This is a genomic window from Streptomyces sp. NPDC086777, from assembly GCF_040702065.1.
Classification (GTDB): Bacteria; Actinomycetota; Actinomycetes; order Streptomycetales; family Streptomycetaceae; genus Streptomyces.
Genome location: NZ_JBFBJI010000056.1, coordinates 1 through 19,049, shown reverse-complemented (window position 1 = coordinate 19,049; position 19,049 = coordinate 1). Strand labels below are relative to the sequence as shown.

Here is a 19,049-nt window from a genome sequence, read left to right as displayed (position 1 = left end):
CGGGCCGGCTCAGCCCTCCCGGAGCCGCTTGAGGCGCTCGACGTCGGCCGCGTGCCCCTCCTTGCCGCCGGGCGTCTCGATCACCAGCGGTACGCCCGCGGTCGCCGGGTGGGTCATCAGCGCGCGGAACGCGTCCTCGCCGATGTGACCGGCGCCGATGTTCTCGTGCCGGTCCTTGTGCGCGCCCACCACGTCCTTCGAGTCGTTGGCGTGGATCAGCTTCAGCCGCCCCTCGCCGACGGTCGACACCAGCAGGTCCAGCGTCCGGTGCATCCCGTCCGGCCCGGTCAGGTCGTGCCCGGCGGCGAAGATGTGGCAGGTGTCCAGGCAGACGCCGAGCTTCGGATGGGCGTCCAGCGCCTCGAAGTACGGGCCGAAGTCCCAGGTCCGCGAGCAGAGCGAGGCGCCCTGCCCGGCGGTGGACTCCAGGAGCAGGAACGGGTCGTCGTCGTGGGTCAGCTCGTCGAGCAGCGGCAGCAGACGCGTCCGTACCTGCTTCAGGGCCACGTCCCGGGCCCGGCCACCGGTCGCGCTCCCGGTGTGCACGACCACCCCGAGTGCCCCGATCTCCCGGCCGCGCCGCAGCGAGTGCCGCAGCGACTCCACCGACCTCTCCACGGTCGCCTCGGTGTGCGAGCCGAAGTTGATCAGATACGGGGCGTGCACGTAGGCCGGGATCGACTCCTGCGCGCAGGCCGCGCGGAACGCCTCGTCCTGCTTCGGGCTGCCCGCCGGGGTGGCCCAGCCGCGCGGGTTGGCGACGAAGACCTGCACGGTCTCGGCCCGCAGGTCTCGGGCGTACGCCAGTCCCACGGAGTGCAGACCGCCGGCCACCGGAACGTGGCCGCCGACGGGGTTGCGGGAAGGACCCGGCTGCTCGCTCTTCACCCGTCCAGGGTGTCACGCCGCGGCCCGGCCCCCGTCACCGGATGGTGATCGTGATCGTCGACCCCTTGGGCGCCTGTTCCCCGGCGTCCACCGACTGCTTCCGCACCTTGTCGCCGAACAGCCCGAGCAGCCCGCGGTCCTCCTTGACCTGGAAGCCGGACTGCTCCAGCAGCTTGGTCGCGTCGTCCACGGTGGCCCCGACCACGTTCGGTACCTCGACCAGCTCCGGGCCCTTGGACAGCGTCAGTGTCACCGTGTCCCCCTCGGCGGCCTGCGCGTCGCCCGCCGGGGTCTGCCGGGCGACCTGCCCCTGGTCGTACTCGGAGTTGACCTCGGTGGCGGACACCGTCACCTTCAGCCCGGCCTCCTGGAGCTCCTGCCGGGCGTCGTCCAGGTCGTCGCCGGTGACGTCCGGCACGTCGACGGGGGCGCCCTTGCTGACGACGAGCGCGATCGCGGTCCCCGCGTGCCGCCCGGTCCCGGCCCCCGGGTCGGACGAGATGACCGAACCCTTGGGCACGTCCTCGCTGAACTCCCGCGTCACCATGCCCGGTTCGAGCCCGTCGGCGGTCAGCAGCAGCTTGGCCCTGGCCAGCGTGCGTCCCTGTACGTCCGGCACCTTCACCGTCTCGGGGCCGTCCGAGATGGTGAGCTCCACCGAGTCGTTGCTGCGGATGCGCTTGCCGGCCGCCGGGTCGGTGCTGATCACCGTGCCCCGCTTCACCGTGTCGCTGTAGGCGTGCTCGACCGACCCGACGTCGAGGCCGGCCTCCTTGAGCCGCGTGGTGGCCTCCGCCTCCGTCTTCGACAGGAGTGGCGGGACCTTGGTGAACTGCCCCGAGTTGATGTACCAGACGCCGGCGCCGGCACCGAGGACGATCAGCACGGCGACGACCAGCGTCAGCAGCCCGCGCCGGGACCGGCGGCCCCCGCGCCGCCGCTCCGGGACCGGCGGTGCCTCGAACCTGCTGGTCCGCAGCACCCCCTCGTCCTCCTCGTTGACGGGCAGCGGCCGGGGCACCGTCAGCGACCGGGGTATGACACTGGTCCGGTCCTCGGCGATGTCGTGCGCGTCCGCCAGCGCCTGCGGCGGCACGGCGTCCAGCTGCTCGGCGCGGAGCGCGGCCCGCGTCCGGCGCACCAGGGCGAGCAGCGCGACGGCGTCGTGCGGCCGGACCGCGGGATCGCGGGCGGTTCCGTGGGCGACCAGTTCGTCCAGCTGGTAGGCGAGCCCCGGCACCACGCGGGACGGCGGCGGCACGTCCTCGTGCAGGTGCTTGTAGAGGATGACCGCCGGCGAGTCCGAGTCGTGCGGCTTCTCCCCGGTGAGCATCTCGTACAGCACGACACCGCACGCGTACACGTCGACGCGTGGATCGGCGGCCCCGCTCTCGACCTGCTCGGGCGCGAGGTACGACACGGTGCCGAGCACGGCCCCGGTCGTACTGGTGACGGAGTCCACGGACCGCACCAGCCCGAAGTCCGCGACCTTGACCCGGCCGTCGTCCCCTATCAGGACGTTCTCGGGCTTCATGTCCCGGTGCACGAACCCGGCCCGGTGCGCGGCGCCCAGTGCGGCCAGCACCGGCTCCAGGATGTCCAGCGCGGCCCGCGGCTGCAGCGCGCCGCGCTCGCGCAGCACGTCACGCAGGGTGCAGCCGGCGATGTACTCCATGGCCAGATACACGTACGAGCGGTCGGCCCCCTGGTCGTAGACCTGCACCACGTTCGGGTGGGCCAGTCGGGCGACCGACTTCGCCTCCCGGATGAACCGCTCGACGAAGGCCCCGTCGGCGGCGAGCGCCGGGTGCATCACCTTCAGCGCGAGCACGCGGTCCAGCCGGATGTCCAGGGCCCGGTAGACCGTGGCCATCCCGCCGACGGCGATCCGCGCGTCGACGCGATACCGGCCGTCGAGCACCTGCCCGACGAGAGGGTCCTGAAGGGTCATATCCACCCAGCGAGTGTACGAGTACCTCCTGACACTCCCACAGGTGAGACCGCTTTCCCGGGGGACTTGCAGCGCACCTGTGACGCTTTGCACCTGGCTGGAATATGCACCCACCCACCCCCAGCCACCACCACCCGAACACACCTCCCACCCACCCCCAGCCACCACCACCCCCCGGCACGAGCAGGCACTCTCCCCATAGCCGCCGACGTCACCCGCCCCCCGGCGGGCCTCCCACCCACCCGCCGAGCAGGCCGCCCACCCACCCGCAGCCGCCACCACCCCCCGGCAGCGAGCAGGCACTCCCCCCATAGCCGCCGACGTCACCCGCCCCCCGGGCAGGCCTCCCACCCACCCGCAGCCGCCGACGGCGGGCGGCACCCACGGGAGAGTCCCGCTTCTCGGCGGACGGTTTCGGGTGGTGCGTGGGTGGGAGAGGAGGCGGGAGTGGAGAGGGCCTCAGAACGCGGGGCGCTCGGGGTCCAGCACGGCCAGGCCCTCCGCAGGAGAGGACGCCTCCGCGAGGTAGCGGCGGGGAATCCGCCCCGCCAGCCGGGCCAGCCGCCCCGCCTCCACCCCGGCCCGCATGGCGTGAGCCATCCGCTCGGGATCCTGCGCCCGCGTCACCGCCGACGCCAGCATCACCCCGGCGCACCCCAGCTCCATCGCCAGCGCCACGTCCGACGCCGTACCGGCCCCCGCGTCCAGGATCACCGGCACGCGCGCGTGCTCGACGATCAGCTGGAAGTTGTGCGGGTTGCGGATCCCGAGCCCCGACCCGATCGGCGACCCGAGCGGCATCACCGCGGCGCACCCCACGTCCTCCAGCTTCCGGGCCAGCACCGGATCGTCGTTCGTGTACGGCAGCACCGTGAACCCGTCGTCCACCAGCGTCTCCGCCGCGTCGAGGAGCTCGATCGGGTCGGGGAGCAAGGTCCGCTCGTCGGCGATGACCTCCAGCTTGATCAGATCGGTCCCCAGCGCCTCCCGCGCCAGCCGGGCCGTCAGCACCGCCTCGCCCGCGGTGTAGCACCCGGCCGTGTTGGGCAGCACCCGGATCCCGAGCCGGTCGAGCACCGACAGCACGGAGCCCCGTACCCCCGGGTCCACCCGCCGCATCGCGACCGTGGTCAGCTCGGTCCCGGACGCGACCAGCGCCCGCTCCAGCACCTCCAGGCTGGGCGCACCCCCGGTCCCCATGACCAGCCGGGAGGAGAACGCCGTACCCCCGAGGACGAACGGATCGTCGGCCATGGTGCTCAGCCTCCCTGCACGGCGGTCAGGACTTCCACCCGGTCGCCGTCGGCGAGTCCGGTCGTCGCCCACTGCCCGCGCGGTACGACGGTCTCGTTGACGGCCGCGGCCACTCCGGAGGGCGCGGCGGTGAGGGACCGTACGAGCGAGTCGAGAGCGGTGCCCGGGGCGATCTCCCGGCGCTCCCCGTTGACGGAGATGGTGACGGAGAGGTTCATGCGGTCTGCTCCACGAGGACACGGGGGACGGGGTCGAATCGCCGCGGCGTGAACGGACGGGCCTCCGCCGGCAGCTCGCCGCCGGTCAGCAGCTCCGCCATGACGTCTCCGGTGACCGGTGTGAGCAGCACCCCGTTGCGGAAGTGCCCGGTGGCCAGCAGCAGTCCGTCGAGGCGGGTCGGCCCGAGCAGCGGCGCGTTGTCGGGGGAGCCGGGGCGCAGTCCGGCCCGGGTCTCGGTCAGGGGCAGCTCGGTGATCCCGGGCACCAGTTCGTGCGCGTCGCGCAGCAGCTCGTACACCCCGCCCGCGGTGACCGTCGTGTCCCAGCCCAGCTCCTCGCTGGTGGCGCCGACGACCAGTTCGCCGTTCTCCCGGGGCACCAGGTAGACGTTGCCGCCGCGCACCACGGCCCGTACGGTCCGGCTGAGGAACGGCGCGTACCGCGCGGGCACGGTGAGCCGCAGCACCTGCCCCTTCACCGGCCGTACCGGCGGCAGCACGTCGTCGGGCACGCCCGCCAGCCGCCCGCTCAGGCTGCCGCCCGCGAGCACCACCTGCCCGGCGCCCAGGGCGTCGCCCGCGCGGGTGCGGACCCCCGCGGCCCGCTCCCGCACCACCTCCAGGCGCTCGGCCCAGTCGCGGTGGAACACCACCCCGGACCGCTCGCACGCGGCCACCAGCGCCGCCGCCAGCCGGCGCGGGTCGATCTGGTGGTCGCCGTCCACCCGCAGCCCGCCGCGCACGCCCGGCGCGAGCATCGGCTCCAGGCGCCGGCACTCCCGCCCGGACAGCCACTCGGACTCCAGGCCCGACTGCTGCTGGAGGGTGTGCAGCTCGCGCAGGTGGGCGCGGTCGTCGGCGTCCAGCGCGACCGCGAGGGTGCCGCAGCGCCGGTAGCCGAGGTCGTGGCCGGTGAACTCGGTCAGCTCGGCGGCGAAGTCGGGGTAACGGCGGGCGGAGGCCAGGTTGAGCCCCAGCAGGGTCTGCTCGCCGTAGTGCAGCTCGGTGACCGCGGCCAGCATCCCGGCCGCGACCTGCGCCGCCCCGCCGCCGGGTTCGGGGTCGGCCACGGCGACGGCGAGCCCGCGCCGAGCCGCCCGCCAGGCCGTGACCAGGCCGATGATTCCGCCCCCGATGACGAGGACGTCGGACGTACGTGAGGACATGGGCGTCCAGCCCCTCCCTTCGCCGGCATGACCCGGATCAGGTTCGTACGGTCGGAGGCCGCCAGCCTCCCTCTCAGCCCGGTGCGTCCGGGCTCCCGCGTGTGCTTCACCGCCACCCTAGCCCGCGGGGCTGCGCCCCCGTAAGACGGCCCCGGACGGCGTCGCGGGCGGTGCTGTGGAACAGGTCACCCGACACGACCCATGACTGACTCTTTGTCAGGTGTCTATCGTTCTTGTCTATGGTGATCACGTGAGCGAGCAGACGGAGCGACGGAGCACGTCACAGACGCGGCGCGTGGTCGTCGTGGGCGCGGGGATGGCCGGGGTGCAGACCGCCGTCGCCCTGCGCGAGCAGGGGTTCGCCGGGACCGTCACACTGATCGGCGCCGAGCCGCACCAGCCGTACGACCGGCCGCCGCTCTCCAAGGCCGTCCTGCTCGGCACGTCGGAGGGCTCCGCCTTCGAGGTGGACTTCGAGGCGCTCTCCATCGAGCTGGCGCTGGGCCGCGAGGCGCTGGGCGTGCGCACCGCCGACCACGAGCTGGACACCGAGTCGGGACCGGTGCCGTACGACGTCCTGGTCCTCGCCACCGGTGCCGAGCCGATCACGTTGCCGGGCACCGAGGGCGTGCCCGGCGTCCATCTGCTGCGCACCCTGGACGACGCCGAGCGGCTGCGGCCGGTGCTCGCCCGGCAGCACGATATCGTGGTCGTCGGCGCGGGCTGGATCGGCGCCGAGTTCGCCACCGCGGCCCGCGAGGCCGGCTGTGCGGTCACCGTGGTCGAGGCGGCCGACCGGCCGCTCGCCGGAGCACTCCCCGCCGAGGTCGCCGCGCCGATGGCCGCCTGGTACGCCGACAGCGGCACCGAGCTGCGCACGCACGCGCGCGTGGCGGGTGTCGAGCCCGGCGCGGTGGTGCTCGACGACGGCTCGCGGCTGCCCGCCGGCGCCGTCGTGGTCGGCGTCGGCGCCCGCCCGGCCACCGCCTGGCTGACCGGGTCGGACATCGGGCTGGGCACGCACCGCGAGGTGCTCGCCGACGACCGCCTGCGCACCACCGTCCCGGACGTCTACGCGGTCGGCGACTGCGCGTCCTTCCCGTCCGGCCGCTACGGCGAGCGCCTGCTGATCCACCACTGGGACAACGCCCTCCAGGGCCCGCGCACGGTCGCCGCCAACATCCTCGGCGAGACCGACGCCGTCTACGACCCGGTCCCGTACTTCTGGTCGGAACAGTTCGGCCGCTTCGTCCAGTACGCCGGTCACCACGCCGCCGCCGACCACCTGATCTGGCGCGGCGATCCGGCCGGCCCGTCCTGGAGCGTCTGCTGGCTCCGCGAGACCCGCCTGGTTGCCCTCCTGGCGGTAGGCCGCCCACGCGACCTGGCCCAGGGCCGCCGCCTGATCGAGGCGAGCACCCGGATGGACCCCGAGGCCCTCGCCGACCCGGCCCGCCCCCTGAAGAACGCGACCGCAGCGCCCCGTTAGGGGCGGGTTCCCCGGCCGAAGGCTGGGGGAGGAACCGCGCGATCAGCCCCAACGGCGCCGCACCTGGGACACCCACCCATCGCGCCCGAACCAGCGGACCGCCTACCCTGGTCCCGTGACCGAGATTGACACGAAGATCGATGCTCTCGTCCCCGCCTGGCTCACCCTCCCCGACATCGCAGAGATGATGGACGTCGAGGTGACGCGCGTGCGGCAGCTGGTCAAGGAGGGCCAGCTCATCGCCGTCCGCCGCGGTGAGAACAGGGCACTGCACGTCCCCGCCGCCTTCATCGACGGCGACAAGGTCGTCAAGGGCCTGACCGGGACCCTGACGCTCCTGCGGGACGACGGCTTCACGGACGAAGAGATGCTGGAGTGGCTCTTCACTCCCGACGCGACCCTGCCCGGCACCCCCGCGCAGGCCCTCAGCGAGAATCGCGGCACGGAGGTGAAGCGCCGCGCCCAGGCGCTCGCCGTCTGAGGCAGCCAGTACCGACACAACGGGGGACCACCGATGACCGACACCGCCCGCGCCCGGCTGGCCGACGCCCGGCTCTACCTGTGCACGGACGCGCGCAGGGAGCAGGGCGACCTCGCCCCGTTCCTGGACGCGGTCCTGGCGGGCGGTGTCGACATCGTGCAGCTGCGCGACAAGGGCATGGAGGCCGCCGAGGAGCTGGAGCACCTCGCGGTGTTCGCCGACGCCTGTGCCCGGCACGGCAAGCTGCTCGCGGTCAACGACCGCGCGGACGTGGCCCACGCGGCCGGCGCCGACGTGCTCCACCTCGGCCAGGGCGACCTGCCGGTCCCGGCCGCCCGCGCGATCCTCGGCCCGGACGTCCTGATCGGCCGCTCCACACACGCCGAGTCCGAGGCGGCCGCGGCCGCCGTGCAGGACGGCGTGGACTACTTCTGCACCGGCCCCTGCTGGCCCACCCCGACCAAGCCCGGCCGTCACGCGCCCGGCCTCGACCTGGTGCGGTACACCGCGGCGCTGGGCACGGACCGACCCTGGTTCGCCATCGGCGGCATCGACCTCGGCAACCTCGACCAGGTGCTGGACGCGGGCGCCCGCCGGGTGGTCGTGGTCCGCGCGCTCACCGCGGCCGACGACCCGGGCGCGGCGGCGGCCGAGTTCGCGAAGCGGCTGCGATCGCTCTAGCCGCGGTGCGGGTGCGGGTGCGGGTGCGGGTGGCGGGGCCCGGCTGTCCGGAAACTTGTCCAGTATCCGGACACAGGCTCCACAAGAGGTTGACAATTCGGGCAAATGTCCCGAGTGCGGTTGGGTGACCGGCCGCCCCTGACTAACCTGCGGGTATGGCCCTCGGAACCGCATCCACCAGGACTGACCGCGCACGTACCGTGCGTGACATGCTCGCCGGCGGCAAGACCACGTACTCGTTCGAGTTCTCGGCGCCGAAGACTCCCAAGGGTGAGCGGAACCTGTGGAGCGCGCTCCGGCGGGTCGAGGCGGTCGCCCCCGACTTCGTCTCCGTGACCTACGGTGCCGGCGGATCCACCCGCGCGGGCACCGTCCGGGAGACCCAGCAGATCGTCGCGGACACCACGCTCACCCCGGTCGCCCACCTCACCGCGGTCGACCACTCGCTCGCCGAGCTGCGCAACATCATCGGCCAGTACGCGGACGCCGGGATCCGCAACATGCTCGCCGTGCGCGGCGACCCGCCCGGCGACCCGATGGGTGAATGGGTGGCGCACCCGCGGGGCCTGACCTACGCGGCCGAACTGGTCCGTCTCATCAAGGAGTCCGGCGACTTCTGCGTGGGCGTCGCCGCCTTCCCGGAGATGCACCCGCGCTCCAGCGACTGGGACACCGACGTCCGGCACTTCGTCGACAAGTGCCGCGCGGGCGCCGACTACGCCATCACGCAGATGTTCTTCCACCCCGAGTCCTACCTTCGCCTTCGCGACCGGGTCGTCGCGGCCGGCTGCGAGACCCCGGTGATTCCGGAAATCCTGCCCGTCACCAGTGTGAAGATGCTGGAACGGCTACCCAAACTCAGCAACGCGGCCTTCCCGGACGTCCTGAAAGAGCGGATCCTCACAGCGAAAGACGATCCGGCGGCGGTACGCTCCATTGGCATCGAACACGCCACGGAGTTCTGCGCACGGCTGCTGGCCGAGGGAGTGCCGGGACTGCACTTCATCACGCTCAACAACTCCACGGCGACGCTGGAAATCTACGAGAACCTGGGCCTGCACCATCCTCCGCAGGCCTAGACCGGCCGCACCGGAGTACGACACACTGCGTAGCGGTTACAGGGAGAGGGGCGTACATGGGCTGGACGGTCCTCTACGTAGCGTTCGGCATCGTCGCGCTGTGGCTGCTGGGCGAGGTGCTGCTGCAGTACAAGGCGCGCCTGCGCTGGCGGTTGCTCGCCTTCGGCGGCTTCCTCGGCGTCGTCCTCGGTGTCCTGATCCCGTCGGTCGTCGTGATCGGCGTGGGCGCGATCGCCTTCGCGGTCGGCCAGACCTACGTCACGCTGTCCTTCCGCCGCGGCTTCGAGGCCGGCTGGGCGGTCAAGCGCCCCGGTGCGGACGGTGACGGCCACGGCCCGACCAAGCGCCGCCGCGGCGAGCCCGACGAGGACGAGGACCCGGGGGCGGAGGCCACCGGCCCGGACGCGGCCGGATCCTCCTACGCCGAGCAGCAGGGCGGCTACGCCGCGACGGGCGGCGGCCAGTCCTACGGTGGCGACGAGTACGACCGCGACGACGTCTTCACCCCGGCGGCCCGCACCATGGAGCCCGGCGCGGCCGAGACCACCGCGGTGTACGAGCCGCAGCCGATGCCCGAGGACACCGGCTCCTACGGCGTCTACCGCGACGCCGCCGGCTACGCCGCGGCGGGCGACCAGCAGGCCGCCTACGCGGCCGCCGGCCAGGACCAGGCGTACGCCGCCCAGGGCACCGACCAGAACTACGCCTACGACTACTCCGGCTACGGCCAGCAGCAGTACGGGTACGACACGAGCGGCGGCCAGCAGCAGTACGCCAACTACTCCGACCCGTACGGCGGCAACCAGACCTACGGCGGCGCCGGGTACGACCAGTCGTCGTACGGCACCCAGCAGTACGACCAACAGGGCTACGCACAGGGCCAGTACGGCACCGGCGGGTACGGCGAGACCCCGGCGGGCGGTGTCTGGGTCCCGCAGCAGCGCGCCGACGAGACCTACGGCGGTGAGCTCCCGCAGGAGCAGCAGTACCCCTACCAGGGCGACGAGCAGGGACGGCAGCAGGGCCACCAGGGCAACGGGTACGACGAGCAGTACCGTTTCTGAAGCCGTCCCGCGGCCCCGGCTCACTGCGAGCCGCGGAACTCCGGCCCCTCCACGATCAGCCCGGCCACCAGCGCCCCCGACATCCCCGCGTGCGCGAGGCCGCCACCGGGGTGCGACCAGCCTCCGGCGGTGAACAGACCCGGTACCGCCGTGGTGTTGGACGGATGCAGCACGCCCTCCGCCGCGGCCAGCGCAGGCGGCGGAACCGTACCGCCCAGAGCGCCGGTCTCCCGCTCGGTGTCCACGGGCGTACGGACCTCGCGCCACAGCAACCGCTCGCGCAGCCCCGGCACGGCACGTTCCGCGGCGGCCACCATGCGGTCCGCGAAGGCGTCCGCGGCCCCGGGAGCGGCCCAGTCGTACCGGCCCGCCGACGGCACCGTGGCCGTCACCACCACGGACTCGTGCCCTGCGTCGGGACGCAGGGCCGGGTCGTCCGGCCGGTCCACGACGACCGTCGGCCGGTCGGGCAGCTCCCCGTGCCCCAACATGTCCAGATCACCCTCGGCGTCGGGGCCGTGCACCACCGTGCGGTGCACGGCGGCCGGCTCGCGCGCACCGCGCAGCGCCAGACACACGACCACCCGGCCCAGGTAGCGGTCCTCGGGCTCCGGGCGTACGTCCTGGGCGCCGTACAGCTCCCTGTCCGCGACCAGGCCGCCGAGCCGCCACGGCCCCGTACCGACGACGAAGTCGGCCTCTGCCACCGTGCCGTCGGCCAACTCCACCCCGGCCGCCCGGCCGTCCTTCTCCAGGACCCGGACGACCTCGGCGCCGAAGACGAACTCGACCCGCCGCTTCTCACACCGCTCGTACACGGCGCGGGCCAACTCCCGTATGCCGCCCCGCACGTACCAGGTGCCGAAGGCGTGCTCCAGGTACGGCAGCACGGCCGCGCTCGCCGGGGCGATCCCGGGATCGATACCGTGTGCGAGCGCGTAACCGTCCAGCAGCTCACTCAACCGGGGGTCTGCGAGCTCCCAGGCGCCGATCTCGTGGAGCGTGGTCGCCCGGCGGGTGCGCAGCAGCCTCTTGTGCGGGACCGACGGGTAAGGCTCGCGCTCGGCCAGCATCTGCCAGTTCGGCCACAGCGGCTCCTCCAGGAGCGGGCGCCGGGTGCGGTCCCAGGCCTCCCGGGCGCGCACCAGGAAGTCGCCCCAGCGCTGCCCGGCACCCCCGCCGAGGGCCTCGTCCAGGGCGGTGACGACGCCCGCGCGGGACGCGTTCGGCAGGGACACCTCCGTACCGTCCGCGAAGACGTGCCGCGCCGTCGGGTCCACCTGGACCAGCTCGACGCAGTCCTCCAGCGGCTCCTTGCCGGTCTTGACGAACAGGTCGCGGTAGACGGCGGGCAGCGGCAGCAGCCCCGGGCCGGTGTCGAAGGCGAAACCGTCGCGCTCGAACCGCCGCACCCCGCCGCCGTACGTCTCCGTGCGCTCGTACACCGCCACCCGGTGGCCCGCGACGGCCAGCCGGGCGGCCGCCGCCATGGCGCCCATCCCGGCGCCGATCACCGCAATCCGTCCCATGCCCGCGACTTTATCGACCGCCACCGACAGCCTGGATGGGCGGGCCGTCAGCCGGGTGGCCGTCCCGTCTGCGCCGCGAGCCGCCGTTCCTCCCGGCGCTGGGCCCGGCGGCGCCAGAAGCGCCGGATCCGGGAGATCAGGAACACCACCACGACGAGGCCGGTCGCCAGGAGCACCGCCGCGATGATCGCCGCGGCCAGCGGGTGGAACATCGCGAACGACACGATCCCGGCGACCCCGAGATCCTCGGCGAAGCTCAGCACGATGTTGCTGAAGGGCTCCGGCGAGGTGTTGACCGCCATCCGGGTCCCGGCCTTCACGGTGTGGCTGGCCAGGGCCGTGGAACCGCCGACCAGCCCGGCCACCACGTCGTTGACCGAGCCGCTGTGCCCGGCGAGCAGCGCGCCGACCCAGGCGCCCGCCACCGGCCGGATCACCGTGTGCACGGAGTCCCACACCGAGTCGACGTACGGGATCTTGTCGGCGACGGCCTCGCACAGGAACAGCACGCCCGCGACGATCAGCACCTCGGGGCGCTGCAGCGTCTGGGGTACGTCGTCGCTCAGGCCCGTCGCGCCGAAGAGACCGAGCAGCAGCACCACCGCGTAGGCGTTGATTCCGCTGGCCCAGCCGGTGGTGAAGACCAAGGGGAGTACCGACACGGACGCGATCGTAACCAGTCGGCGGCCGCGCGTCGTGGGCCTCGGTGCGCAGATCTGAGTACGGGTACCCAGGGAACGAGTTGAGTACGCGCACGGATGGGCCGCGACCTGCGTGAACGGGAGAGTGGAGGCACGGAGAAGGGCGCGGGGCCCGGTACCGCCGACACGGGGCGGCGGAACGGCACCTTCGCCCTCGACCGCTCCTTCCGCCGATTCGCTCGGCGGAAGCGAGACACGGGGGAGAGGGGACCCGGGGGAACAGCGGGAAACCGGGGGAGCACGGGGGTGCACGGAAGGCGCCGGTCCGCCGGCGGCCCGCGGGGGACGCGGCCGCCGGCGGACCGGCGCCTTCGCACGCCCACGCGCGCGTGGCGGTTGCGCGAGGCCGCTCAGCCCTTGCCGCTCACCCGCCCCTGGAGCAGCCGCGACAGCGCCGCGTGGACGTCGTCCAGGGAGCGCTCCGGCTGGAAGGACTTCCAGTCCAGCGCGGCCACCAGCACCATCCCGACCAGTGCGGCCGCCGTCAGCTGGACGTCGATCTCGTCGCTGAACTCGCCGTTCGCCACGCCCTCGCGCAGCACCCCCTCGACGACCGCCACGGCCTGCTGCCGGACCACCATCAGCGTCGACTGCCAGGCCCGGTTGGTGCGCCACAGCTCCGCCACGTACAGCTGTGTGAAGGCCGGGTAGCGGTCGATGAAGACCAGGCCCGCGCGGACCATCGCGTCCAGGGCGTCGACGCGGCTGCCGCCCTCCCGCGCGGTCTGCTCGGCGGCCTCCTTCAGGGAGGCGGCGAGCAGGCCCACGCCGTGCCGCAGCAGTTCCTCGAAGAGGACCGACTTGCTCGCGAAGTTGTAGTAGACCGTGCCCTTCGCGACGCCTGCCCGTTCGGCGATCTCGTCCACCGTGGTGGCCGAGAAGCCCTGCTCGGCGATGAGCGTGACGGCGGCCTCGTAGAGCTTCTGCCGGGTGGCTTCACGGCGTGTGCTGCCGCCCGTGGTGCTGCTGCTTTCCATGGTCCCGATTCTCACAGGAACAGTGGCCCCCGCGGGCACGGAAGACGAGGTCATGGAGGTCCTCACAGACTCAGCTCGGGATGCAGCCGGTCCAGCGTCCACACCTGGCGGCGCCGGGCCGAGAGCGCGGTGAGCGCCAGGGCACCCGCCGTGAACGCCACCAGGACGGCACAGGCCTGCCAAACCGGTCCGAGACCGCCGCCCGTGATCAGCCGCCGCAGCGCCGACACGACGTAGCTCATCGGCAGGAACGGGTGGATCGCGTTGAAGAAGCCCGGGCTGGTCTGCACCGGATACGTGCCGCCCGCCGACGTCAGCTGGAGCATCAGCAGGGCGAGGACCAGGATCCGCCCCGCCGCCCCGAAGCGCGCGTTCAGCCACTGCACGATCGCCGCGAAGCAGGCGGCCACCAGGAACAGGAACCCGACCGTCCCGGCCGCGCGGACCATCTCCAGGCCGATCGCCCAGTGCAGTACGGCCATCAGCGCGGCCGTCTGCAGCACCCCGATCGCGACCACCGGCAGCCAGCCGGCCAGCGCGATCCGCCAGGCCGCGGAACCCGCCGCCAGGGCACGCCGGTTGAGCGGCTGGATCAGCATGTACGCCACCATCGCGCCGACCCACAGGGAGAGCGGGATGAAGTACGGGGCGAACCCGGTGCCGTAGTTGGGCGCCTTGTGCAGGTCGCGCGAGGCGAGCTGGACCGGGTCGGACATCACCCCGGTGCGCTCGTCCCGGTCCTGCTTGTCGTAGTCGGGGATCTTCGCCGCGCCGTCGTGCAGGCCGCCGGCGAGCGTGTTGGACCCGTCGGCGAGCCGGTACATCCCGCCGTTGAGGTCGTAGGCGCCGGACTCGAGCCTGCCGAGGCCACTGTCGAGGCCGGTGGCGCCGGTGACGGCCGTGCCGAGCCCGGTGTGCAGCTCGGCGGCGCCCGAGGCGACCCGGGCCGCGCCGTCGTTCAGCTTGTCGATCTTCTCGACGGCGTCGGCCACGTCCTCGGAGAGGTGCGGGGCGCGGTCGGCGAGGGCCCGTGCCTGGGTCTGGAGCGTGCCGAGGTTCTTGTCGAGCGTCTTCAGGTCGCCGTTCTGGTCGGCGATCAGCGTGTTCAGGTCGTCGGCGACGGCGGCCACGTCGTCGGCCGCGTCCCTGGCCTTCTTCAGGTCGGGGCAGACCGGGTCGGTCAGCAGGTCCGCCGAGCAGCGCGCCGCGTAGACCCCGTCCAGGGTGTCCGCGGCCGCGTGCGCGGTCCTCGCGGCCGCCGGTGCCGTCTTCACCAGGACGCCCAGGTTGTCGCGGACGGTCTGCGCCGAGTCGGCGACCAGCCGGGCGGTGTCACCGATGGTCTTCTCGTTCTGCGCCAGGTACGGGCCGACCCTGCCGTAGACACCGTCGACCCGGTCGGCCAGGGCCTGGGTGCCGTCGGCGACCTGACGGGAGCCGTCCGCCAGGGTGCCCGCGCCCGCGTCCAGCTTCCTGATCCCCTTGGCGAGCTTCCCGCTGCCGGTCCTGGCGTCCGCCAGGCCGTCCGCGAGGTCCTTCGATCCTTTCTCGGCCTTCCCGATGCCGCCGGCGAGGGTGTCGGCGCCCTCGGCGGCCTTCACGGTCTGCCCGTGGATGTCGGCGAACGAGACGAAGATCCGGTCCAGAAAGGACCGGGACGCCTTGGTGGAGGCGGCCGAGCGCACCTCGTTGAAGACCGTGCGGGAGATCTGCCCGACGATGTAGTTGTTCGCGTCGTTCGTGCGCACCTGGAGGGCGCCGGTCTGCGGGGAGTCGCCCGCGCTGGAGGCGATGCGCGCGCTGAAGTCGGCGGGCACGGTCAGCGACAGGTAGTAGGTGCCGTTCTCGACGCCCCGGCGGGCCTCGGCGGCACTCACCTGGTGCCAGTCGAAGCTCTTGCTGTCCCTGAGCCCGGCCGCGATGTCGTCGCCCGCCGTGACCCGCTGCCCGCCCGCGGTCGCGCCCCTGTCGTCGTTGACGAGCGCCACGGGAACGCGGTCGAGGCGGCCGTACGGGTCCCAGAACGACCACAGGTACAGCGCGCCGTACAGCAGCGGCAGCACCAGCAGGGCCACCAGGGCCGCGCGCGGCAGCCTGCCCCGTCCGAAGCGCCTGAGCTCAAGCGCGGCCAGTCGCGGCGAGCGCATCGCCGGCCTCCTCGTCTTCCGATGCCTTCGCTGTCTCGGCCGCCTTCGCCGTCTCCGCCGTTTCCGCCGTTTCCGCCGTTTCCGCCGTCTCCGGCGTCTCCGGCGCCTTCGGCGTCTGCGCCGTCTCGGTCGGCCCGGTTGCGGTGGTGCCTCCGGTGGTTCCGGTGCTTCCGGTGCCTCCGGTGTGGACGACGACGGCCCCCGGCATCGCCTCTCCGCACACCGCCACCACCGTCGTCCCGGCCTCGGCGATCGACGCCAAAAGTGTCCGCACCTCGGCCCGTTCGGACTCCGACAGCTTCAGGTCCGCGTCGTCCACGGCCAGCAGCCGCGGCTTGCCGACCAGTGCCAGCGCCACCGACAGCCGCAGCGCCTCGATCCGCTCCAGATCCCGCACGGCCGTCCGGGCGCCCTTGGGCAGCGACTCCAGATCGAGTCCGGCGGCGGCCAGGGCGTCGTCGATCCGCTGCTGCGCCCCCGCCCGGCGTTCCGCGCGCGGCCGCACCAGATCGCGCAGGGAGTCGCCGAACCGGCGCTGCAGCAGGGCCCGTTCGCGCAGGTGCTCGCCGGCGGTCAGGGCGGGTTCGAGGTCGGTGACCCCGGCCACGTTGGCCACCGCGCTGATCCGCCGTACCGCCGCGAGCTGCCTGGGCAGCCGGGCCGCGCCGACGGTAGCGATGCCCTCGGTCGCCTTCATCCGGCCGGTGAGCGCGAGCAGCAGACAGGTGCGGCCGGAGCCGGACGGCCCCTCCACCGCGATCAGCGCGCCGGGCCCGGCGTCCAGGGAGATGTCCCGGAACGCCCAGCCCCGCGGGCCCTCGAGCCCGAGGCGCTCGGCCGTGACAGGTACGCCGTGCACAGGTTCCCCCGCCTCTCTCTTCGGAAGCTGGTTTTTGAACTGACTGGTCAGTGCAAAAACTACTCCGAACCTGCGAGCGAAGCAAAACCCCAGGTCAGAACGGATTGTCAGTGCCATACCCCACGATGGGCACATACGGCACCCCGTGTGAGGGCGCCGTCACTCAGACGACAGGAGGTTCGTCATGGCCAACTCGTCAGCGTCCGCCGCACACCGGCGCCGCACCACCGGCCCTGCCCCCTCACTGACCGGCCCGGCGAGCGACGTGCACCCCGTGCTCCGCCGGGCCACGGCCCCGCCCGCCGCCCTCGACCTGCTCACCCAGGCCCGCGCCGCACTCGACGAGGCCGAACTGCTCGACACCCCCAACGAGCGCTATGCGACCGCTCACCTGGCCGCCTTGCGCACGGCCGCCGCCGTGCTCGCCGCCCGCGCCCGCCCCGAGACCTCGCCCCGGCGCCGGGCCCGGATCCGCAGCGCCTGGGAGGTGCTCCCCGAGGTCGCGCCCGAGCTCACCGAGTGGAGCGCCCTGTTCGCCTCCGGCGCCGCCCGCCGGGCCCGCGCCGAGGCCGGCATCCTGGGCGCGGCGGGCCGCCGGGACGCCGACGACCTGATACGGGACGTCGCGATGTTCGTCCGTATCGTCGAGCGGATGCTCGTCCTGCAGCCGGTGCTGCCGCGGCCGCGCCTGCAGGACGGCGAGCGGCCGCCCGGCGACCCGGCAAGAGAGCTGCCCGACGCGGGATGACCAGGCAAGGCGACGGAGGCAACGGGCGGCGGAGGCAATAGGGTGGACAGCGCCTGAAGCCTTCCCGCCTCCCGCACTCCGGGCCCGGGCAGGCACCGAGTTCGCGCCGCCGGGCAACAGGCGGTGCCGCGCCGAGGAGTCAACTGCCGTGCCGGACCCCACTCGACCCCGCGCTTCTCTCCGTACCGCCGTGGTCTGGGAGGTTCTTCAGGACGCCCTCGACCGCCGGGTCAAGGCCACCGGCCGGGACGCACTGGACGTCCTGGACACCGGCGGCGGCAGCGGCAACTTCGCCGTCCCCCTGGCCCGCCTCGGCCACCGCGTCACCGTCGTCGACCCCAGCCCGAACGCACTGTTCGCGCTGGAGCGCAGGGCCGCCGAGGCCGGCGTGGCCGACCGGGTCAAGGGCGTCCAGGGCGACGTCCTCGGCCTCTTCGACGTGGTCGAGCGCGGCGCCCACGACGTGGTCCTGTGCCACGGCGTCCTGGAGCACGTCGACGACCCGGCCGAGGGCGTGCGCAACACGGTGGCCGCGCTGCGCTCCGAAGGCGTCCTCAGCCTGCTCGCCGCCGGGCTCGGCGGAGCCGTGGTCGCGCGCGCCCTCGCCGGCCACTTCACGGAGGCCAAGCAGGCCCTGGAGGACCCCGACGGGCGCTGGGGCAGCGGCGACCCGATGCCGCGCCGCTTCACCGCCGAGCAGCTCACCGGCCTGGTCGAGGGAGCGGGCCTTGCCGTCACCGCCGTGCACGGCGTACGGGTCTTCGCCGACCTGGTCCCCGGCGTCCTCGTGGACACCGAGCCGGGAGCCCTGGAGGCCCTGCTCAAGCTGGAGGCAGCCGCGGCCGAGCTCCCGGCCTTCCACGCCGTCGCCACCCAGCTGCACGTACTCGGCGAGACACCGGGTGCCGCCGGGGTCTGAGATCCTCCTGGGACTCGCCCGCTGATCAGGGGCTCGACAGCGGATGGAGTACGCCACAGGCCCCCCGATCGAGGGGTTTGCGCCGTATGATCGAGGGAGACCAGCCCGGCATGACGGGTCGGCTCCCGGGGAATGGAAGCCTCAGCGAGCCGGGACTGCCATGGCGGGTTCCGGTTGGCCAATTGGCCTAGAGGGGCGGGTTTCACGGGGGCGATTCCCTGCCTATCCTGAAGGGACCCCCCGGGTCGCCCCGGCGACTGCACGATGAGGAGGACGCCGTGCCGCTCTCGGAGCACGAGCAGCGAATGCTTGAGCAGATGGAGCGAGCGCTGTACGCCGAAGACCCCAAGTTCGCGACAGCGCTTGAGGGAAGCGGCCTGCGGACGTACACCAGGCGACGGGTCTACCAGGCGGTGGCCGGCTTCCTCGTGGGTATCGCGCTCCTCATCGCCGGAATGGTCGTCCAGCAGGTCTGGGTCAGCGTGGTGGGTTTCCTCGTCATGCTGGGCTGCGCGGTCCTCGCCGTCACCGGCTGGCGCAAGGCTCCGAAGCCCGGCGAGCAGCCCGCGGGTCCGCAGGCGCGGCGCCAGGGCCGGCCGAAGCGGTCGATGATGGACCGCATCGAGGAGCGCTGGCAGCGGCGGCGCGACGAGCAGGGCCGCTGACGGCTCCGCCGGTGGGGCCGACAGGCTGAACAGAGCATGACTGAGGGGTGACCGTCACTGGACGGTCACCCCTCAGGCGTTGTCCGGTCGGCGGGAGCCGAGGGCCTTGTGGCGGGCCGTGCATCGCAGCGGGTGCGTGGGGTCTGGTCGCGCGGTTCCCCGCGCCCCTTTCGGGGCGCCTCGGGACCCGGGTTTCGAAGGGGGCGCACCTTGATCTCCGAGCGGGTCGCTCC

Annotated in this window: 18 protein-coding genes and 1 riboswitch; of the genes, 8 read left to right on the top strand and 10 right to left on the bottom strand. The window is 73.2% G+C overall.

The features are described 5' to 3' along the window. Positions 1-9: 9 nt before the first annotated feature. The 5 genes from AB0472_RS42365 to thiO form a co-directional block, all read right to left on the bottom strand. Complete coding sequence (locus tag AB0472_RS42365) at positions 10-888, bottom strand: deoxyribonuclease IV (protein WP_366364718.1); 879 nt, start codon at positions 886-888, stop codon at positions 10-12. Positions 889-922: 34 nt separating this feature from the next. Beyond that, positions 923-2,845, bottom strand: coding sequence for a Stk1 family PASTA domain-containing Ser/Thr kinase (gene pknB / locus AB0472_RS42360; protein WP_366364717.1), 1,923 nt, complete (start codon positions 2,843-2,845; stop codon positions 923-925). Positions 2,846-3,298: 453 nt separating this feature from the next. Further along, positions 3,299-4,093, bottom strand: coding sequence for a thiazole synthase (locus AB0472_RS42355; RefSeq protein ID WP_366364716.1), 795 nt, complete (start codon positions 4,091-4,093; stop codon positions 3,299-3,301). A 5-nt stretch (positions 4,094-4,098) separates the two neighbouring features. After that, complete coding sequence (thiS, locus tag AB0472_RS42350; protein ID WP_351490443.1) at positions 4,099-4,311, bottom strand: sulfur carrier protein ThiS; 213 nt, start codon at positions 4,309-4,311, stop codon at positions 4,099-4,101. Then, a complete protein-coding gene (thiO, locus tag AB0472_RS42345) occupies positions 4,308-5,477 on the bottom strand; it encodes a glycine oxidase ThiO (RefSeq protein ID WP_366364715.1) in 1,170 nt (389 codons plus the stop codon). The genes thiS and thiO overlap by 4 nt, the downstream gene beginning before the upstream one ends. Next, a riboswitch (TPP riboswitch) is annotated at positions 5,475-5,586 on the bottom strand. Its footprint overlaps the gene before it by 3 nt. Positions 5,587-5,727: 141 nt before the next feature. Here thiO and AB0472_RS42340 point away from each other — a divergent pair. From AB0472_RS42340 to AB0472_RS42320, 5 genes are all read left to right on the top strand, one after another. Next, positions 5,728-6,966, top strand: coding sequence for an FAD-dependent oxidoreductase (locus tag AB0472_RS42340; RefSeq protein ID WP_366364714.1), 1,239 nt, complete (start codon positions 5,728-5,730; stop codon positions 6,964-6,966). A 115-nt stretch (positions 6,967-7,081) separates the two neighbouring features. Continuing rightward, on the top strand, positions 7,082-7,447 hold the full coding sequence (locus AB0472_RS42335) for an Rv2175c family DNA-binding protein (RefSeq protein WP_093504045.1): 366 nt from the start codon (positions 7,082-7,084) through the stop codon (positions 7,445-7,447). Positions 7,448-7,480: 33 nt separating this feature from the next. Then, the gene (thiE, locus tag AB0472_RS42330; RefSeq protein ID WP_366364713.1) at positions 7,481-8,128 is read left to right on the top strand and encodes a thiamine phosphate synthase; all 648 of its coding nucleotides are present in this window, start codon (positions 7,481-7,483) and stop codon (positions 8,126-8,128) included. A gap of 155 nt (positions 8,129-8,283) precedes the next feature. After that, the gene (gene metF, locus AB0472_RS42325) at positions 8,284-9,207 is read left to right on the top strand and encodes a methylenetetrahydrofolate reductase [NAD(P)H] (protein WP_366364712.1); all 924 of its coding nucleotides are present in this window, start codon (positions 8,284-8,286) and stop codon (positions 9,205-9,207) included. 56 nt (positions 9,208-9,263) lie between these two features. After that, a complete protein-coding gene (locus AB0472_RS42320) occupies positions 9,264-10,271 on the top strand; it encodes a hypothetical protein (RefSeq protein ID WP_366364711.1) in 1,008 nt (335 codons plus the stop codon). A gap of 20 nt (positions 10,272-10,291) precedes the next feature. On the opposite strand, the gene AB0472_RS42315 is transcribed toward AB0472_RS42320, so the two are convergent. From AB0472_RS42315 to AB0472_RS42295, 5 genes are all read right to left on the bottom strand, one after another. Next, the gene (locus tag AB0472_RS42315) at positions 10,292-11,800 is read right to left on the bottom strand and encodes an NAD(P)/FAD-dependent oxidoreductase (RefSeq protein ID WP_366364710.1); all 1,509 of its coding nucleotides are present in this window, start codon (positions 11,798-11,800) and stop codon (positions 10,292-10,294) included. Positions 11,801-11,847: 47 nt separating this feature from the next. Beyond that, entirely contained in the window at positions 11,848-12,462 is a 615-nt protein-coding gene (locus AB0472_RS42310; protein ID WP_366364709.1) for a DUF4126 domain-containing protein, read from the bottom strand. A gap of 389 nt (positions 12,463-12,851) precedes the next feature. Next, positions 12,852-13,478, bottom strand: coding sequence for a TetR/AcrR family transcriptional regulator (locus AB0472_RS42305; protein WP_366364708.1), 627 nt, complete (start codon positions 13,476-13,478; stop codon positions 12,852-12,854). Positions 13,479-13,540: 62 nt separating this feature from the next. Beyond that, the gene (locus AB0472_RS42300; protein ID WP_366364707.1) at positions 13,541-15,625 is read right to left on the bottom strand and encodes a YhgE/Pip domain-containing protein; all 2,085 of its coding nucleotides are present in this window, start codon (positions 15,623-15,625) and stop codon (positions 13,541-13,543) included. Beyond that, positions 15,597-16,484, bottom strand: coding sequence for an ATP-binding cassette domain-containing protein (locus AB0472_RS42295; protein WP_366364706.1), 888 nt, complete (start codon positions 16,482-16,484; stop codon positions 15,597-15,599). Before AB0472_RS42295 ends, AB0472_RS42300 begins: the two co-directional genes overlap by 29 nt. Before the next feature lie 184 nt (positions 16,485-16,668). On the opposite strand from AB0472_RS42295, the gene AB0472_RS42290 reads away from it, so the two are divergent. The 3 genes from AB0472_RS42290 to AB0472_RS42280 all read left to right on the top strand — a co-directional run bounded on the left by AB0472_RS42290 (position 16,669) and on the right by AB0472_RS42280 (position 18,816). Further along, positions 16,669-17,232 carry an SAV_6107 family HEPN domain-containing protein gene (locus AB0472_RS42290; protein ID WP_366364705.1) on the top strand — a complete coding sequence of 188 codons (564 nt, stop codon included), beginning with the start codon at positions 16,669-16,671 and terminating at the stop codon, positions 17,230-17,232. A 148-nt stretch (positions 17,233-17,380) separates the two neighbouring features. Further along, on the top strand, positions 17,381-18,151 hold the full coding sequence (locus tag AB0472_RS42285) for a methyltransferase (RefSeq protein ID WP_366364704.1): 771 nt from the start codon (positions 17,381-17,383) through the stop codon (positions 18,149-18,151). A 278-nt stretch (positions 18,152-18,429) separates the two neighbouring features. Next, positions 18,430-18,816, top strand: coding sequence for a DUF3040 domain-containing protein (locus AB0472_RS42280; protein WP_093504067.1), 387 nt, complete (start codon positions 18,430-18,432; stop codon positions 18,814-18,816). Positions 18,817-19,049: the final 233 nt, after the last annotated feature.

Bases quoted from the DNA above. Each gene is read 5' to 3' on its own strand.
- AB0472_RS42305 (WP_366364708.1), bottom strand. From the start codon at position 13,478: ATGGAAAGCAGCAGCACCACGGGCGGCAGCACACGCCGTGAAGCCACC.
- AB0472_RS42320 (WP_366364711.1), top strand. From the start codon at position 9,264: ATGGGCTGGACGGTCCTCTACGTAGCGTTCGGCATCGTCGCGCTGTGG.
- metF (WP_366364712.1), top strand. From the start codon at position 8,284: ATGGCCCTCGGAACCGCATCCACCAGGACTGACCGCGCACGTACCGTG.
- thiO (WP_366364715.1), bottom strand. From the start codon at position 5,477: ATGTCCTCACGTACGTCCGACGTCCTCGTCATCGGGGGCGGAATCATC.
- AB0472_RS42315 (WP_366364710.1), bottom strand. From the start codon at position 11,800: ATGGGACGGATTGCGGTGATCGGCGCCGGGATGGGCGCCATGGCGGCG.
- AB0472_RS42355 (WP_366364716.1), bottom strand. From the start codon at position 4,093: ATGGCCGACGATCCGTTCGTCCTCGGGGGTACGGCGTTCTCCTCCCGG.
- AB0472_RS42290 (WP_366364705.1), top strand. From the start codon at position 16,669: ATGGCCAACTCGTCAGCGTCCGCCGCACACCGGCGCCGCACCACCGGC.
- AB0472_RS42300 (WP_366364707.1), bottom strand. From the start codon at position 15,625: ATGCGCTCGCCGCGACTGGCCGCGCTTGAGCTCAGGCGCTTCGGACGG.
- thiE (WP_366364713.1), top strand. From the start codon at position 7,481: ATGACCGACACCGCCCGCGCCCGGCTGGCCGACGCCCGGCTCTACCTG.
- thiS (WP_351490443.1), bottom strand. From the start codon at position 4,311: ATGAACCTCTCCGTCACCATCTCCGTCAACGGGGAGCGCCGGGAGATC.